The organism is Ectothiorhodospiraceae bacterium BW-2, assembly GCA_008375315.1.
Lineage (GTDB): Bacteria > Pseudomonadota > Gammaproteobacteria > Thiohalomonadales > Thiohalomonadaceae > BW-2.
Window position 1 is genome coordinate 3512621 of record CP032507.1, and the last position, 17314, is coordinate 3529934.

Genomic DNA, 17314 nt, shown 5'->3' on the forward strand with positions numbered 1-17314 from the left:
CAACAAAACATTGGCAGCCGCATTTTTTTTGGCTAAGATAGCCCCGTTGTGACAGCACATCAGAGTTTGACATCCCTACTTGGTTTTCATCTCCAGCTTCATTGAGAAGCTGATTTTCAAGCCTTCCCCTAGTGGCATGGGGGGAGGTTTTTTTTTGCCAGTTCAGTGCAGCAACATTAGCCGCCCATCCCCAGCTTCTCCTTAATCGCCTCAACCACCGCATCGCTTGAAGTGGCGTTGACATTAAGCAGATTGCCCTCTTGCTGATAGAAATCGACCAGAGGAGCCGTCTTTTCATTGTAGGTGTCGAGCCGCTTGCTAATCGCCTCTTCGGTCTCGTCATCCCGCTGTACGATCGGGCTGCCACACTTATCACACACCCCCTCTACTTTAGGCGGCATGCTTTTGACATTGTAGATAGCCTGACACTCAGGGTTAACGCAGGTACGACGAGTGGTGAGACGATCAAGGATGACATCGCGCGGGACATCCAGATTAACCGCGCCATCTAGCGCAATATCGAGCTTCTGCAACATCCCTTTGAGCGCTTCAGCTTGGGGAATGGTGCGGGGGAAGCCATCGAGCAGAAAGCCCTTTTGACAATCCTCCTGCTGTAACCGCTCCGCCATAATATCCAGAATCAGCTCATCAGGAACCAGATCACCGGCCGTCATATAGCCCTCAGCCTTCTGGCCTAGCTCAGTACCGGCACGAACCGCGCCGCGTAAAATGTCACCGGTGGAGATCTGTACCGAACCGTCAAGTGCGGTTAACCTCTTCGCCACAGTCCCCTTGCCAGCGCCAGGGGCACCTAACAGAATCAATCTCACGAGTCAACTCTCCTTACAATCAAATTTAGAACACTATTTGTGAAATGTAAGAGTATCAGAAACCGGCCAAAATGGAAAAGAAAATCGTACTTTTATTTCAATAAATTTGCCCCGATTTTTTCTCTAAAATGGACATGTTCAGAGACATTATAAACTTACTGACTCAAAAACATTAAGCTAACTTACGATGCTTATTAGGGTGTAAATCAGCGCCCACAGCCCATCAAAACCCACTTTTACGGCTCTTCGATTAGGCCTTGAATCGACTGCAAAATCTGCGCCTGATCCCACGCTATCGCGCGATTGACTGAGTAGCGGGCAGCGCCGCTGCGATCTAGGATAAATGAGCTAGGAAAGCTAAAGACCCGCCAAGCGTGCGCCACTCTACCGTCACTATCCATCATGATCGGAAACTCCACCTGAACCCGCTTAATGAACGCCTCAATCGTCGCCGTTGACTCACGAAAATCGACCGAGACCACCTTAAAATCGTTATCTGAGAAGCGACGCTGTAGTCGATTCATCGAGGGAATCTCCTCCACGCAGGGGGGGCACCAGCTAGCCCAGAAGTTGAGCAGCACCACCTTGCCCCGATAGTCGCTAAGGCGTAGTAGCTCGCCACTGACCGCCTCTTGCAGCTCAAAATGGCTATAGTGTTGCGGCGGCGATAGCGGCACCAGTTCGGCGACGGTGTGCTGCTGATTCGACTCTGGCAGCGGCTGCTGCGGTGCCTCGGCCTCAAGACTCAGCAGCAGAGTCGCATAGCGCTGTAGCAGCGGCGCTAGTCGATCAATTTGGTACTGATGCGCTGCACTCTGCGGCGGATGCATAATGTACCAGTCACGCACCCCCGGGAGTAGCTCAATAAAGGCCGGTCGCCGCTGCTGCCACAACTGCGCCATCACCGGCTCAATCAGCCAACGGTGGGTACCCGCCTCCGGCTGTAGTACCACCAGAGGTAGCGTGGTTCGCTCCACAATCGGGGCAATTTGCGGCAGCTCCCCCGCCTGCTCAGCCAGCCGATAGAGATTAGGGTAGAGCAGCACCGCCCCCGCTAACCGCCCTCGTCCCTGCTGCTGTTGCCAAAGGTAGGCTCCCCTTAGTAGCGCTAACGGCATTCTATCGTACCCGACGAGCAGAATCCTCTTCTCGCTCTGTCGATGCGCCTGCTCGATAACGGCCCTTACCCCCTCGCCAGAGAGGTTGACCTCGTTCTCGGCGCTACGAGCTAAAAAGTAGTCGCTCAACAGGTCGATACGCCATAGCTCGATCCCCGCTCGATGGAGCTGCTGCACCACCCTATCTAGCCCCTCGCGGCGCTCTTGGTGATCATCGAGCCAGATGACTAATAGCTCCCCCTCAGTCGCCATCCGCTCGACGCTAATCTGATTACCTTCGTTATCGATAACCTCCATCGGGGTCGCTAGCAGCGGCAGCGCGACCGAACCGAATAACAGTGCCGTCAAAAATCGGTATAATAGCGCCCTGCCTCCGCTGTTATTCAATCGAGTTGTTAGTCTCACCATGTTTATCGCTCTCCTATTACACACCCTCATCGGGATCGTTATCGCCCTGCTGCTCAATGTAGGGGGCTGGTTCTATCTTGTCTGGATCATTCTACTTCCACTGCTGCTGCTGCTGCTACAGTTAGCCCTACAGCGCTGGCGAAAGAGAGGCGATCATTCTAACGGCCACGATAGCACAACTGACCATTGACCCGCAGCAGGCACAGCGTTACCCTGCTCACGACTCTTTGATAAGCCTAACCATAGCGACAGGATACCTTATGAAACCGGAACTGATTAGCTTTAAACTCTGCCCCTTTGTGCAGCGCTCCCTCATTGTGCTGCTAGAGAAGGGGGTCGATTACGATATCACCTATATCAACCTTAAAGAGCCGCCCGACTGGTTTGGCCAAATATCCCCGCTCGGCAAGGTGCCGGTTCTTAGGGTGGGCGAGACGGTGCTATTTGAGTCGGCGGTGATTATGGAGTATCTCGATGAGATATCGCCCCCTTCGCTGCATCCTGCCGATCCACTCCAAAAGGCGCAGCATCGGGCTTGGATTGAGTTCAGCTCCACCCTGCTTATGAGCCAGCATGGGATGATTCATGCCGCCGATAGCGATATGTTTACCAAAGCGCAACAGGAGTTAAAGGCGAAACTAGCCACCTTGGAGGCTCAAATTGACGGCCCACTGTTTGCCGGTGAGTCGTTACACCTGATCGATGCCGCCGCCGCCCCCCTCTTTATGCGTCTAAACCTACTGGAGTCGTGGCGACCCATGGCGCTGATGGCCGATACCCCCCACACGGCCCAGTGGGCAGCGCAGCTACTACAACGAGAGGCGGTAAAACAGTCGGTAGTGCCCGAGTTTGCCGAGCTCTACTACCGCTTTGTCACCGGTAACGGCAGCTTCGGCGGCTCCCAATTTGCCACTGAGGGTGAGAGCGCGTGACGATAAAAGCTGACCGTTGGATAAGAGAGGCGGCAGCGGCGGGGATGATCGAGCCGTTTGAGGCCGGTCAGATCCGCCAGCGTGATGGTGAGAAGATCGTCTCCTACGGCACATCGAGCTACGGCTACGATGTCCGTTGCGCCAATGAGTTTAAAATTTTTACCAATATTAACCACGCTATCGTCGATCCTAAATCGTTTGATGAGAACAGCTTTGTCGATCTCTACAGCGATGTCTGCATCATTCCACCCAACTCCTTTGCCCTAGCGCGAACGGTGGAGTATTTTCGTATTCCGCGCAATGTGCTGACCATCTGTCTCGGTAAATCGACCTACGCCCGCTGCGGTATTATCGTCAATGTCACCCCGTTAGAGCCGGAGTGGGAGGGGCATGTCACACTAGAGTTCTCCAACACCACTCCGCTACCGGCCAAAATTTATGCGAATGAGGGGGTGGCGCAGATGCTCTTCTTCGAATCGGACGAGGTGTGTGAGGTCTCCTATCGAGATCGGGGCGGCAAATATCATGGTCAAACCGGCGTCACGCTACCTAAGGCGTAACGCTGTTAGCAGCTAGCACTCCGAACTCAAAATCGCCGCAGTAAAGGCCGGTCGCAGGTAGAAACCGCGCGGATTGGTCTGAATCAGCTCCCCCTCGCTGCCGATAGCGGTGACTCGAACGCGGCTGTGGGCCGCTTTGGGGCGAATCTGTAGCACCTGCCCCATTTTGCCGTGAATCTGCTCAATCTGCCCCTGCAAAATGAGTTCGGTCAGCTCCTCCCAATCGCACTGTAGTCGCTGCTGCTGGCTCTTTGAGGGGCTCCAGAGCTTAGGCCAGCCGATACGCCGCTCGGCAACCGTTAAGGTTCGCTCCCCCTGTAGCGGCAGCCACAATACCCGTGACAGTTTTCGACTCACCCACGAATCGAGCCAGCAGCCACAATCCTCCCCCAACATCGGTACGGTGCAGACATAGGTGCTCTCCAGCGGCTGCCCCGAGTGCGACAGCGGCACTGTCTTCAGTTCGACACCGATAGCGGTAAAATCGGGCTGCTGACGACTTTTGGCATCGGCACCTAGCGCCTGCTCTAATAGCTGTCCTGCCCACCCCTTATGGTGTAACAGCGTCTTTGGCACCTGATGGTGGAGCGAGTCGGCCAGCTCCGCCAAGCTGAGCCCAGCTAGCGCCAGCGCTCGCTGCCACAGCTCCGCCTCTGAGTGGGGCGCAGCCGCCTTAATCGGACTCGATAGCGCCATCCTCTGGTGCCAACCCTTTAGGCCAAAGCCCCTGATTCGCCTGACTCAGCCCGCCATTACCGACCACCAGCGAGACAAATAGCGCAATAATCGCCGGCATCACCCCAATGCGAATGAGCGCCACCGCCAAGAGCTGCTGTGGGCTATGGCCGGTCACACTCGCTTCAATGAGATAGCTCAACAGCAGCAGCGCCACCGTTATCCCATATCCGATAGCCATAATAGTGTACCGCCGCAACGCCAAGCGCCAGTGAGCGGCGACAAAGGGCGGCTGTGACCGATTTAGACGCTGTCGGGTCATAAGCCAAAATAGCATCCAGACCGCCAGCGGCAGCGCAATGCCCCAGCGCCCTAAATCGACAAACAGCGCCACCGGCCCGAGCAGTAGCTGAATACCGATACCGACCATAAATAGCTCGTGCCCCTTTTTTGCCTGCCGACGCAGACTAAAATCTTCAACGACTACTGAAGTTGCCATAGTTCACTCCTTGCTCTCAAACTAGGGGCAGAGAGTAGCATGAACGCCCATGTGGGGCCATATTTCTCATGACGACGGGTGTGATCGGCGACACATCGGTATAGCTTTCACATCGGGCTCTGGTAAACCGCGCTGGCCGCTTGATCAGCTACGCCCACCTATGGCATAACACACACTTAAACCAACAAAGGAGTCCCTTTTATGTCAAATACCCCCTCCACCTCCCTGCTTCTGCTCTCTGCACTCACTTTAGGTGCTACCACATCCGCTACCGCTAGTGGCTGGACCTTTGCCCCCTTTCTCGATGAGGGGTGGCAGGCTGAACCAACCCTAGCCATTACCGCTGGCCCAATCTCGTTTGAAGATGAGAGTGAGAGCAGCTACGGCATACAGCTTTCACTAAACTGCCCCTGGTTTGCCCCGCCTGAACTGCGCCTGCGACAGCAGATTAACTACCGTGTCAGTGATCTTGGTAATAGTAGCGACTATAGCTCACTGGAGATTAACCCCCGCTTCTTCTTCGACTTTGCGATGGAGGGGCTTACCTGGGGCATCGGTCCCGGTTTTGGCTATGCGTGGCTAGACGATGGTCAGAACAGAGAGGGTGGCTGGTCGCTACAGGCCGGTGCAGAGGTCGAGTATCGCAGCGGCGCCCTGTTTGCCGGAGCCGGTGTGCGTTATCAGGCGACCGAAGATTTGGAAAATAGTAACGATAATATAAATAACACCACGGCCCAGTTAAAACTGGGGGTTAATTTTTAGAACAGGGTGTGTAGGTCGGGTTAGCGCAGCGTAACCCGACAATCCTCCGAATCTATCCGGCTGTCGGGTTACGCCCCGTGGGCTAACCCGAGCTACATAGCTACATAACTACCACGCTTTCGCTTTAAAACCTTTCCGGTTCACTAGCGCCGCCGAGCTACCGGTCGCACGAATACTGAGCAGGCCACGCTTTTCGACCATCTTCTCCGCACCAGCATCGGCCTGCAACCACGCCATAGCACCACGCACTCGACCATCTTCTCCGCACCAGCATCGGCCTGCAACCACGCCATAGCGCCATAAATCGTGTTATGGCTATAAGGCTTTAACATCGTCTGGGCGCAGGGTGGTTTTGACTTCGATAAAGACCACTTCGTTGCCATTATGGGCGATGATATCAAACTCATAACTGCCACCATCTTTGCGTTGCCCCTTCAGGCGGGTGGTGGTATCGGCTACCTCGATACCATAAGCGATCACGCACCACACACTATTTACAGATCTTCTGGTTTTAACCCGGTATGTTTAGCAATACGCGCCAGCATATGTGGACCAATATCTTCTGAATCATGAAAAGCGAAGGTAAAATTAGGCCAACCTTCACGCACCAAAGTTCGATGAGAACCGCTTTGGCGCTTTAGCAACCAGCCTATTCGTAGCAGAGCAGCATAGAGACGCCGAGCTTTAACCGAACCCCACTGGCTCATGCAGCTACTGATAATGAAAGGTTAATCACCACTGGCCCGGTTTCACTATTCTCCAACTGCTCTGCGACGACCCGAAGAGCCAAAATCTCAGCTCTGATCATCGCCTCACTCTCGGTTTGACCATAAGCTAACACACCAGGCAGTTGAGGCACTTCCGCTATCCATCGACCATCATTTTCCTGTTCACACTCAAGGGTAAAATTCATTTTTTCACTCATCTATAACTCATAATTTCGCTGCATTAAGGATCATCACTATCTATCACAGATCGAATTAGCACAGCATAACCCGACAATACCCCTACCACGCTTTCGCTTTAAAACCTTTCCGGTTCACCAGCGCCGCCGAGCTACCGGTCGCACGAATACTGAGCAGGCCGCGCTTTTCGACCATCTTCTCCGCACCGGTATCGGCCTGCAACCACGCCATAGCGCCATAAATCGTGTTATGGCTATAGCGCGGTACCCACTGTTCAATGTGGTTTAGTTTATGCAAAAACGCTTTAACATCGTCCGGGCGCAGGGTGGTTTTGACTTCGATAAAGACCACTTCGTTGCCATTATGGGCGATGATGTCAAACTCATAACTGCCACCATCTTTGCGTTGCCCCTTCAGGCGGGTGGTGGTATCGGCTACCTCAATTCCATAAGCGGTCAAAAGTGGTACTAAGTCCCCTTCAACTAACGACTCCATTAACCGACCCCACTGGCTGGTAAAGAGGTCGTTAAGCTTTTTAATTCGCTTATCAGTCTCTTTAAAGCGTTTATCGGTCTCTTTAAAGCATTTATCGGTCTCCTCCCTTTGCTCTTTTATCAGGCGGTCGTTCTCCTGAATGCGGCGGTCGGTCTCTTTAGATTGCTCGGCCACTTCGCGCAGGATTTTCCAGACCTCTTCAGGGCCGACTCTCTCTTCTGTGTTCATATTCAACTGTTCCTAAAAACCTAAGCAAAGTTGCTCATGGCGGTTTTTGGTAATTCGCTCTCCGTTGATAACACCCTTGCGGGCGAGCAACTGGAGTCCTGGTTGAGCAGTCCCAACCGGATGGCCGGTCAACACCGGCAACATGGGCAGTTTCAGCCATCGAAACCCAGCTTGCGCCATAAAAATTGCCTCGATGTTCATCCTGAACAGAGAACAACCTTGCGATTCGACTTCGACTCTAACCATGGCACGCAAAACTTTCGCGCTTGTAGATAACCTATCTACGGTGGAAAATTCTAATGACAAATAAATAAAAAATCAAGAACTGTTTTTTGCTCCTGTAGCGGTTCGGTTAAGCGTAGTCATTATAACCTGAACCCAATAAGTTGGGCACGCTGTGCTTCAACCCCTACCCGTCACAAAACAAAAGCACGATCCGCATTCCCACGCCAGAGCGTGGGAACGAGATAAAACAGAGTCAACCATACCCCCACAGCCACAGCGGAAGCAAAGGATAAAAAATAAAAAATCAAAATCACTGTCCGCTACGAAACAGCCGCACACCGAAAGAGTTGGCACGGTTGCCGTTGTCGGAGTTGCCATAGTTGAAATCGACATACCAGGCATTGCCACTATTGTAGGCATTGGCCGAAGCCGACCAGACAAAAGCCGATGGCGTATTGGGAAATATCGTCTCATTAATGGCAGGATTGATACGACAGTTTTCCACCAAAGTTAACAGCTCTTTAAGGTTGGGCAGGTGCCAATCTGTATACCCAGCAAAACCACCACCGGCATTTAGGGTTACCGGACGCTGTAGTGCTACATCCCAGGTTAGGTTTTCTGCACCGCCTGTGGCACAATCAGGATCACTTAAACCTTCAACACACTGTTTCCACATCAGCAATTCAGAGTCACCGCCAAACCAGCATCACTACATAGCCTTGCTTTCTTGGCGACAATAACCCCCCCTCTTCTCAACATTTCCTTGTTGAAAAGTCAGCTATTTCAAATTGTACAGCGGTGTTGAGTGAGCTTGTCTCCAGTGTGTAATGAGGGTTATCCCGAATTTCGGAGCGGGGATCTCCATCGTCTTTTAATTATGGCTCTGCGATAGCGGGAAATTCGTGGTTTAAATCGGCCAATAGGGGCATCATATTCTCCGCTTAATGGGAGGAGCTGTTAACAGTTGTAGCTGCATTCGCTAGGCTGTTTAACCCGCTTACCCCTGCCCTATTCTCGAGTTTTTGGCTCAGGTGTTAGTTTTTAATGCGAATTTATCTCGATAACTGTTGCTTTAATCGACCCTACGATGATCAGTCTCATCTGACTATTTTGTAAGGAGTACATTCAATGACCGATACCGAAATCAGGCTGCGCGGCATGGAGCTTTTAGCTAATGGCCTCGGCGAGGTAGAAGCCGAGCGGTTTATTGCCCTAATGATGCGCGAACCCTTTGATTATACTCAATGGCGCCAAAATAACCTGCCACAAGAGACCTCGGTTGCTGAGTTAAGCCGGTTAGCGATGAAACATCAAGATATGATTCCCCCCTCCAACCTCCCCCCGCTGGGGGGTCCCTAACCGATCCTACACAGATCACGACTAGACTGCCGCCATGCGCCACCACCGACTCTACCAACCCCACCTGAGTGCGGCTTGTCAGCTAGCGCTCTCTGCTGACAATAGCCACTATCTTTGCCATGTCGTCAAAGCGCGTGTCGGGGAGTCGATTAGGCTATTTGACGGCCACTCTGAGGGTGAATATCACGCGACCATCGTGCAAATGGATCGCCGCCACTGCCTCGTCGAAGTCGGCGCTTGGCAGCCGGTTGAACGCGAATCGCCTCTGCATATCACCCTGCTACAGGGGGTCTCTAAAGGGGATCGCATGGAGTGGGTCGTACAGAAGGCGACCGAGCTAGGGGTGAGTCGCATCGTGCCCATTTTGAGCGACTACAGCGTAGTCAAACTCAACCTAGAGCGGCAGCAGAAGAAGCAGCAGCAGTGGCAAGCTATCGCTACCGCCGCCACAGCGCAATCGGGGCGCTGCCGTATCGCTACCATTGAGCCGTTGCAGAGCCTACAGGCGTGGTTACAGACCCACCCCCCCGAACCGCAGCAGCTGCGTTGGCTACTCCACCCGACCCCCCTTGAGGCCCCTTTGCAGCCACCGCCTCCCCTCCATCCGGCCACGGCTCTGCTCTATATCGGCCCAGAGGGGGGGATCAGTGACAGTGAAATTGAGCTGGCACGACAGCAGCAGTTTATCCCTATTACCCTCGGTCGGCGGATTTTGCGCACCGAAACGGCGACGATTGTGGCGTTAAGCCGACTACAGTTAGCCTTTGGCGATCTGGGGGGTGGGTAGCGAATCGTCACTCTCTGCCGTCACTGCCTGCTCAAACTGAGTTCGCTCCTGCTGTAGCTGCTCCCACAGCGGCTGGTAGTGGGCTGAACAGTTCGCTTTGGCAGCCATTTCGAGCTGTAGCGCCGCTACTCTCAGCCTCTCAGCGGCGACATTGCCCGCCATCCCTTTTAATTTGTGGCAGGCTTGAACTAGCGCGTCGCTATCGGCTGCCACCACGGCGGCGCTAATCGTCTCCATCGTCTCTGGCAGTAGCTTGATCACCTCCGCTAACACTAGGCGCAAAATCGACCAGTCGCCACCGAAGTTACCCTCCACTAGCTTCGCGGCAGGCCAGGTCGGACACCCCTTATCCACCCACGCCAAGGTAGCTCCCTCTAGGTCGTTCGAGCCCTCGTCCGCCCCACAACCCTGCCCCTTCAGCCAGCGCTGCAATTTATAGCCAAGATCGGCTTCGGTCACCGGTTTAAGAACAAACTCATCTAGCCCCGCCTCTAACACCCGTTCGCGCTCACCGGCTAGGGTATTGGAGGTCATCGCAACCACGGGAACAGTCGCGGCTGTCGCCCCCCCTGAGCGTTGACGCAGCCGCTGAGTCGTCTCCACTCCATCCATTGTGGGCATTTGAATGTCCATAAGTACCGCGTCATAGGGGCTCTCGGCTAGCTGTTGCAGCGCCTCGGCACCACTGGCGGCGACATCGACCTCCAAGCCGAGGCGCTGCAACACCAACCGCGCTAACATTCGGTTAGGCGCGACATCATCGACCACCAAGACCCGTCCATGTAGGCGGGTAACCGGCTGCGAGAGCTGACTCCGCTCTAACGGTAACATCACTGCGAATATCGTCCCCTCGCCTAACTGACTCTCTAGCTCAATAGAACCATCCATGAGTTGAATCAGGCGGGCGCTAGTTGCCAGCCCCATCCCCGCCCCCTCATAGGATCGCGATAGGCGGCTATCGAGCTGGGTAAGGGGCTGAAACAGCCGTTTTTGATCTGAAGCGCTAATCCCGATGCCGCTATCTTCGATCTTAAACCGCACTTTGCAGCCGTTTTGGGTCAGCTCAGCGAGACGGCACTGTAGTAGCACTCGCCCAGTGGGGGTAAATTTAAGCGCATTGTCGAGTAGGTTAGAGAGGAGGCGGGTGATGCGGGGCAGATCACCTCGCAACACTAGTGGCTGGTGGTGGAGCATATCGATCTCAAACTGTAGCCCCTTCGCTTCGGCTGGGGCACGAAACTGCCGCTCTAGCGAGTCTAGCAGCTCGGTTAGATCAAAATCGACCGGTTCTAGTTGCAGTCTCTCCTCTGCCGCTGCCGAAAAGTCGAGCACCTGTTCGACCAGATCTAGCAGTACCTTGCCACTTCGCTGTACTAGCAGTAGCGCTTGGCGCTGCTGCTGTGACAGTGAGTCATCGAGTAGCTGCTCACTCAACCCTAACAGAATATGTAGCGGGGTACGCATTTCGTGGCTCATCGTCGCCAGAAAGTGGGCTTTACTCTCGCTCACCTCTTGGGCAATCTCGACGCGACTCTCTGCCGCAGGGGGAGGCGGTTCGGGATCAACTTGGGGGGGGGTGTGGCTGCCCAACCAGAACTGTAGCTGCTGCAATAGCGCTTTTATCCCTATCGGTTTGGCGAGGTAGTCATCCATTCCCGCCTCTAGTGCCCGCTGCCTGTCGGAGCTCATCGCGTTAGCGGTCATCGCTACCACGACTAGTGGCACCCGCCCCTGCTCACTCTCCCACTGCCGCAGCCGTCGGGTCGCCTCTAGCCCATCCATAATGGGCATCTGTACATCCATTAATACCAGATCGTAGGGGTGCGACTCAATGAGCGCTAGTGCCTCCTGACCACTATCGGCATAGTCAACTGTTAAGCCGAAACGGGTTAGCATCATTCCCGCCACCATCTGATTCGCTTTCACATCATCGACTACCAGTACTCGCCCCTGCAGCGATTGTGACGGCTGCGGTTGCAGATCCGACAATAGGGCTCTTGCCTCTCCCTGTTCTAACCGCAGTTTGACCCGAAAGGTGCTCCCCTCCCCTTCATGGCTAGTGAAGCTAATGTCGCCCCCCATGAGCTGGGCTAGTTGACGACTAATTGCCAACCCCAGACCGGTGCCGCCATATTTGCGGCTCTGCGAGCTATCGGCTTGGGAAAAGGTCTGAAACAGTTGCGACTGCGATTCAGGGGGGATGCCGATGCCGGTATCGCTCACCTCAAACTGTAGCTCAATGTTGCCATCGGTCATATCGATCATGCGACAGCCGAGCCGCACCTCACCTTGTTCGGTAAATTTAAGCGCATTACCGAGCAGATTGGTCAATATCTGTCGTAGTCGGTGCGGATCGCCTAGTAGCCAGAGCGCTGGCGGCTCCACACAGGTTAAGAGTAGTCGTACCCCCTTTTGCTGCGCCTGCTCTTTAAATAGCGCCATCAGTTCGGTTATCAGCGTGGTCAGCTCAAAATTAATTCGCTCTAACTCGATTTTACCCGCCTCCACCTTGGAGATATCGAGAATATCGTTAATAAGCGCTAATAGCTCAGTGCTGCTTTGATGCGCTAACTGTAGCTGCTGCTGTTGAGTCGGATCCTGCTCACTCTGTAGCAGCAGTTCAAGCATCCCTAAAATAGCGTGCATGGGGGTACGAATTTCGTGGCTCATGCTGGCTAAAAACTGGCTTTTGATCTGATTCGCCCGCTCGGCCTCCTCCTTGGCCTGCTGTAGAGTGGTCACATCTAGCAGCCACGCTAAAACGGCTCGCTGCCTATCAAACTCAACCGTGGTATAGCTAGCCAATACCCATACCGCGTGGCTACGGCCGGGCAGCCGCAGTTCGACTAGGCGGTTAAGCACCGACTCCCCTTGGGCTAGCTGCTGCTTAATCGTCTCATACTGCGCCGGTTTGGCGTAGTAGTGGCGAATATCGTCCTGATTGAGGCGGGCATTTTCGATCTGTAGCAGTTCGACATAGGCGCGATTCATAAATAGCAGCCGATTATCATCAAAGGCGGAGATCCGAATAGCTACCGGTGAGACCGATAAAATTTGCGCCATCGTCTGCTGCTGCGCTAACTGTTCGGTCTCGGTCTGTTTGCGGGAGGTGATATTCAGATGGATCCCCGATATCCACTCCGGTTCGCCCGTTTCGGTACGGCTAAAGAGCTTACCGTGAACATAGATCCAGACCCAGTGCCCCTCCTTATGGCGCATTCGCAGTTCACACTCATACTGCGCTGTCTTGCCGGCAAAGTGGTCGGCTAGCGCCTGCTGCGCCAACTCTAGATCTTCGGGATGAACTCTGTTCGCCCATGTCTCAAAGGTGATCGGTGCTACCTCCTCTTGGGTATAGCCTATCATGCTTAACCACGGCTGGTTAAAATAGACCTCGCCGCTGGCGACATTCCACTCCCAAAAGGCGATATGCGTCCCTAGCAGCAGCTCCTGCATCTGCTGCAGTCGCTGATTATCATCAAGCCGCGCCATCGTTCCCTCCAACGCTCTTGGTTTCGCTAGCCAGCCGACGAATATAGCCGTGCCACAGGGTGCTACCATCGGCCATCCGCTCTGGGGTCGCCTCTCCTTCGACCCAAATCGTATCGCCACCTACTCGATTGATCCGATAGGTGTCGCGCCATAGGGTTAGCTGCGTCATGGAGGCCGTAATCGATTCGACCACCCGCATTAAATCATCGGGGTGGAGCAGTTTAAATACCGCGGCAGCATCACTCATCACCTGCTGCGGTGAGAGGCCATAGATAGACTCCATTGCCTTGCTAGCGTAGGGGAAGGCGGTACGACCATCGGGCCACTGCTGATACTGGTAGAGCACCCCCGGTACATGGTTAGCCATGCTCTCGAAGCGTCGTGTCGCCTCCTTTTGCGCCACTTCGGCGCTCTTATCGACCAACAGTAGTAGTAGCTGGCCGCTCTCCAGCTCCCTTGCCGACAGCGGCATCAGATGAACATCTACCCACCGTCCTCTCTGATGGCGCTGGCTGCGCAGTTCGAGCGGGCCGACAGAGCGCGGCTGAGAGCTAGGGGTTAGGGCGCTAAAGCGCAGCAGCTCATAGAGCTGTTCGCGCGAGTCGTGTTCAAATAGTTGCAGTACCGGCTGCTGCTGTAGTGAGGCGAGGGCGCTGATATTGAATAGCTGCCGCGCCTGCCGGTTAAGTTCGATCAATACCCCGCGACTATCGACCACCAGCGCCGGCAGCGGCATCTGCAAAAAGAGCTGCCGATAGCGAGCTAGGTGGAGCGTCGTCTGCGTCTGTGACTGCAACAGCTCCTGATTCTGTAGCTCTAGTTCGGCCTGATAGAGGCGCAGCTCCTCTAATAGCCAACGCACCGACTCGGGATCCGAGGCGATCGCCTCCTCGCGTAACCACTCCCCCTGCTGCTTAAGCGCCGATTCTGCTCGCTGTCGTAGCTGCTGTAGATTAACTCTCGGTTTTGTCATGGCTCTCTTCATCAGCGTACCAATCGGTAATGTTGACATGGCTCACCACCGCACCGAACGCCTCGCCTCGCACCGGCACCGCGTGCATTATGAACCAGCGCCGCTCCCCTGATGAGTGGCAGGGATACTCCATCGCAAACTCCGGCCGGCTCCCCTCTAGCACCTCCCGAATCCCCCACTCTGCGCGAGAGGAGTCACCATCGCCCATCAGTTCGCTATGCTGGCACACCTCTAGGTAGTTAGTCCCGACCCCGGTATGCGCCAGCTCCCGATCCCCGTTCGCTTTAGCAAACCGAATCCAGGCGCTATTGACCATCTCGATACGGCCATCAAAGCCCAACACGGCGATATGTTGCGGCAGCGCATCGAGCACCGCCTGTAGCCTGCGAGCATCGTGAATCGCTGTCACTTCGATAAAGGTCGCCACCGCCCCCAGCCTCTCAGAGGAGGGGATTTGGTAGGGGAACAGACGCACCAACCAGGTCTGCTGCTCATCGAGCGACTCCACCTCCCGTTCAATCATCCGTCGCTGATTGAGCGTGGTGCGTAGATCGGCCATTAATGACGGATAGTCGAGCCGGTGGGAGATATCGTCCAGAGGCCGCCCTAAATCGCCCTCTCGGAGTTTGAAAATTTGCGTTGCATCGGGGCTATAGCGGGTAATCATCAGTTCGCTATCGACAAAGAGGGTCGCAATACCTGCGGCTTTGGCCATCCCGTCGAGATCGGCATTGACGCGGTTAAGCAGAATCACCTTCTCCTGAAACTCAGCGTTAACGGTACTCATCTCCTCGTTAACCGACTGTAGCTCTTCGTTGGCGCTCTGTAACTCCTCGTTAGAGGCCATTAGCTCTTCATTGGTCGCCTGTAGCTCCTCATTGGAGGTCTCTAACTCCTCAATCGTCGCTTGCAGACTCTCACGGGTGGCATCGAGCTCCTGCTCTAGCGTCTGAATCCGCCCTAGCGTCTCTACTTCGACATTGATATTGACTAACGGCGGCGGGTGCTGAAGCTGTTCGGCCACCTCAAAACAGAGCAGCACTTGGGCGCTCTCATCACTGCCACAGGGGTGAACTGAGAGCCTTAGCCGCTCAACTCTCCCCTCCTCTAGCGGTAGATCGATGAGATCTGAGGCGAGCGAGCAGTGATCCCGAAACGCCTTGTGCAGCAGGGCGGTGGCGATTGGCACCAACTTTTCCGGCAAAATACGGTTAATGTGGAGGCTGGCGCTGCCAGATCGGGCACGAAAGTAGGGGCCTAGCTCGCCATAGAGGTGCACGACCTCTTGATTCTCATCAATTAACAGCGCCGGCGGGGCGAACTGTTTAATCAGTGTTGAGAGAGCCCGCTCTTCAGGCCGCAGTTCGTTCTGGTCGGCAACACTGTGTCTGGTTAGAGGGCGTAGGGCGCTTTGACGACTTAGCGATGGGGTAAAGTAGCGCGGCAGCGGCGGCATCACACTACCGATGCGACGAAACAGCTTATGGCGGGCGCTGAGGGTCTCGAAGCCATCTTCACTCCCCGAGAGCGATTCGCTAATACCGAGTAGCAGCGCTCCCCCATCACGAAGGGCGTATTGCAAAGAGCGCAGCGCCCGATCTTGGGCGCCGTTACGAAAGTAGATGAGCGTGTTGCGACAGGAGACTAGATCCATTCGGGTAAAGGGGGGATCGGAGAGCAGGTTATGCCGGGCAAAGACGATGCACTGCCGCAGCTCGTTTTTAACCACAAAGCTATCCCCTTTGCGAATAAAAAACCGCTCTAGCCGCTCCGGTGAGAGCTCTGCTGCGGCCGATTCGGGATAGTGGCCGCTACCGGCGGTATCGATGCACTGCTGTTCGACATCGGTAGCAAATATCTTCAGACTCGGCCAGCGGCGCTGACTCTCAAACGCCTCCAGAAATAGCATTCCCAGCGTATAGGCCTCCTCCCCTGTCGCCGTACCGGCCACCCAGATCCGAATCGTCTCCCCCACCTGGCAACTAGCAACTAGCGGCAGAATCACTTTAGCGTTTAAGCTCGCAAAGACCTCGCTATCGCGAAAGAAGTTGGTCACCGAAATCAACATATCGCGCCGCAGCGTCCTTAGTTCGGCGGTATCGCTCTCTAGCAGATCGAGATACTGGTGCAGCGTCGGGGCGCGGCGAATCTGCATCCGCCTCTCGATACGGCGCATCACGGTAGAGGGTTTGTAGTCACTAAAATCGATCCCACCTACCGATATCAACCGCTGGATAATTTCGGCTAGCAGCTCCTCTTCCGTCATGGTGATATAGGGGATCGTCAGTCGCAAAGACTCACTCTCCTCATAGGGCTGCTGCTGTATGTGGGCCATCAGCCGCACAGGTAGCTCCTCAGGGGGTAAGATCGCATCGACCAGTCCGGTTGCGATCACACTTAACGGCATACCGTTAAACGCGGCGCTATCGGGGTTCTGCGCTAACAGCAGCCCCCCGGCGGCATTAATCGTTACCGCCCCGCGAGTGCCGTCGGTACCGGTACCTGACAAAATAATGCCGATTGAGCGTGAGCCGTAGGCCTCCGACATAGCGGTAAAGAAGATATCGATAGGCAGAGTTAGCTGGCGCGGCTTTTTAGGGGTTAACAGCAGTCGCCCCCGACTAATCCGCATCACCACCCCGGGCGGAATCAAGTAGAGGTGATTTTGAGTGATCGCCATTCCCTCCTCGGCCACACTCACCCCCATACGGGTGTGGCGGGCGAGCAGGTTGTTCATAATGCTTTTATGATCTGGCGAGAGGTGTTGAATCACCACAAAGGCCGCCCCGCTATCAGAGGGGCAGTGGCTGAAAAAGCGCTCTAACGCATCAAGACCGCCGGCTGAGGCGCCAATAGAGACAATATAGCCGCTAAAGGGTTCTGGCTCCTCATTAACTAGCACCTCGCTAGTGTCGTCGCTCGTTGTGGATGAATGTTTAGTCTCTAGTTCGGTATCCATAGCTGACCTGAAAGTATCAAATTAGAGTGATCATCAGCTATTGCAACCGAGCTTTAGGCTCATGACACCCCTCTACAATAAATATTAGTTTTTCAGCCTATTAGCTT

General features: G+C 54.7%; 17 protein-coding genes. 5 read left to right on the top strand and 12 right to left on the bottom strand.

Translation table 11 applies throughout. The annotated features are described in order from the left end of the window. Nucleotides 1-176 precede the first annotated feature (176 nt). Both D5085_16515 and D5085_16520 read right to left on the bottom strand, forming a co-directional pair. A complete protein-coding gene (locus tag D5085_16515; protein QEP44595.1) occupies nt 177-830 on the bottom strand; it encodes an adenylate kinase in 654 nt (217 codons plus the stop codon). Between the two features lie 236 nt (nt 831-1066). Then, complete coding sequence (locus tag D5085_16520) at nt 1067-2386, bottom strand: TlpA family protein disulfide reductase (protein QEP44596.1); 1320 nt, start codon at nt 2384-2386, stop codon at nt 1067-1069. 230 nt (nt 2387-2616) lie between these two features. Between D5085_16520 and D5085_16525 the strand changes: the two genes are divergently transcribed. Both D5085_16525 and D5085_16530 read left to right on the top strand, forming a co-directional pair. After that, on the top strand, nt 2617-3288 hold the full coding sequence (locus D5085_16525; protein ID QEP44597.1) for a glutathione S-transferase family protein: 672 nt from the start codon (nt 2617-2619) through the stop codon (nt 3286-3288). Beyond that, the gene (locus D5085_16530; protein QEP44598.1) at nt 3285-3848 is read left to right on the top strand and encodes a dCTP deaminase; all 564 of its coding nucleotides are present in this window, start codon (nt 3285-3287) and stop codon (nt 3846-3848) included. Before D5085_16525 ends, D5085_16530 begins: the two co-directional genes overlap by 4 nt. Before the next feature lie 12 nt (nt 3849-3860). Here the strand turns inward: D5085_16530 and mutH are convergent, their stop codons facing one another. Both mutH and D5085_16540 read right to left on the bottom strand, forming a co-directional pair. After that, entirely contained in the window at nt 3861-4544 is a 684-nt protein-coding gene (gene mutH / locus D5085_16535; GenBank protein ID QEP44599.1) for a DNA mismatch repair endonuclease MutH, read from the bottom strand. Beyond that, on the bottom strand, nt 4522-5022 hold the full coding sequence (locus D5085_16540; protein ID QEP44600.1) for a hypothetical protein: 501 nt from the start codon (nt 5020-5022) through the stop codon (nt 4522-4524). The genes mutH and D5085_16540 overlap by 23 nt, the downstream gene beginning before the upstream one ends. A 201-nt stretch (nt 5023-5223) precedes the next feature. Here D5085_16540 and D5085_16545 point away from each other — a divergent pair, with 201 nt between their 5' ends. Beyond that, nucleotides 5224-5784: a hypothetical protein gene (locus tag D5085_16545; GenBank protein ID QEP44601.1), complete on the top strand. Its 561-nt coding sequence runs from the start codon at nt 5224-5226 to the stop codon at nt 5782-5784. A gap of 494 nt (nt 5785-6278) precedes the next feature. Here the strand turns inward: D5085_16545 and D5085_16550 are convergent, their stop codons facing one another. From D5085_16550 to D5085_16570, 5 genes are all read right to left on the bottom strand, one after another. After that, entirely contained in the window at nt 6279-6491 is a 213-nt protein-coding gene (locus D5085_16550; protein ID QEP44602.1) for an addiction module toxin, HicA family, read from the bottom strand. After that, a complete protein-coding gene (locus D5085_16555) occupies nt 6488-6697 on the bottom strand; it encodes a type II toxin-antitoxin system HicB family antitoxin (GenBank protein QEP45200.1) in 210 nt (69 codons plus the stop codon). Before D5085_16555 ends, D5085_16550 begins: the two co-directional genes overlap by 4 nt. A 94-nt stretch (nt 6698-6791) precedes the next feature. Continuing rightward, nucleotides 6792-7370: a hypothetical protein gene (locus D5085_16560; GenBank protein QEP45201.1), complete on the bottom strand. Its 579-nt coding sequence runs from the start codon at nt 7368-7370 to the stop codon at nt 6792-6794. Nucleotides 7371-7424: 54 nt separating this feature from the next. Beyond that, nucleotides 7425-7658 (bottom strand): hypothetical protein, encoded by a 234-nt coding sequence (locus tag D5085_16565; protein QEP45202.1) that lies wholly within the window; start codon nt 7656-7658, stop codon nt 7425-7427. A 289-nt stretch (nt 7659-7947) separates the two neighbouring features. Next, nucleotides 7948-8313, bottom strand: coding sequence for a DUF1566 domain-containing protein (locus tag D5085_16570; GenBank protein ID QEP44603.1), 366 nt, complete (start codon nt 8311-8313; stop codon nt 7948-7950). A 452-nt stretch (nt 8314-8765) separates the two neighbouring features. Between D5085_16570 and D5085_16575 the strand changes: the two genes are divergently transcribed. Together D5085_16575 and D5085_16580 are read left to right on the top strand one after the other, a co-directional pair. Next, nucleotides 8766-8996 carry a hypothetical protein gene (locus D5085_16575; protein QEP44604.1) on the top strand — a complete coding sequence of 77 codons (231 nt, stop codon included), beginning with the start codon at nt 8766-8768 and terminating at the stop codon, nt 8994-8996. 34 nt (nt 8997-9030) lie between these two features. Next, on the top strand, nt 9031-9783 hold the full coding sequence (locus D5085_16580) for a 16S rRNA (uracil(1498)-N(3))-methyltransferase (GenBank protein QEP44605.1): 753 nt from the start codon (nt 9031-9033) through the stop codon (nt 9781-9783). Here the strand turns inward: D5085_16580 and D5085_16585 are convergent. The 3 genes from D5085_16585 to D5085_16595 are packed head-to-tail and all read right to left on the bottom strand — an operon-like array spanning nt 9754 to nt 17207. Then, nucleotides 9754-13344, bottom strand: coding sequence for a response regulator (locus D5085_16585; GenBank protein ID QEP44606.1), 3591 nt, complete (start codon nt 13342-13344; stop codon nt 9754-9756). The two genes, D5085_16580 and D5085_16585, sit on opposite strands and share 30 nt — an antisense overlap. Next, on the bottom strand, nt 13262-14287 hold the full coding sequence (locus D5085_16590; GenBank protein QEP44607.1) for a PAS domain S-box protein: 1026 nt from the start codon (nt 14285-14287) through the stop codon (nt 13262-13264). The genes D5085_16585 and D5085_16590 overlap by 83 nt, the downstream gene beginning before the upstream one ends. Beyond that, nucleotides 14229-17207, bottom strand: coding sequence for a chemotaxis protein CheR (locus tag D5085_16595; GenBank protein QEP44608.1), 2979 nt, complete (start codon nt 17205-17207; stop codon nt 14229-14231). Before D5085_16595 ends, D5085_16590 begins: the two co-directional genes overlap by 59 nt. Nucleotides 17208-17314: the final 107 nt, after the last annotated feature.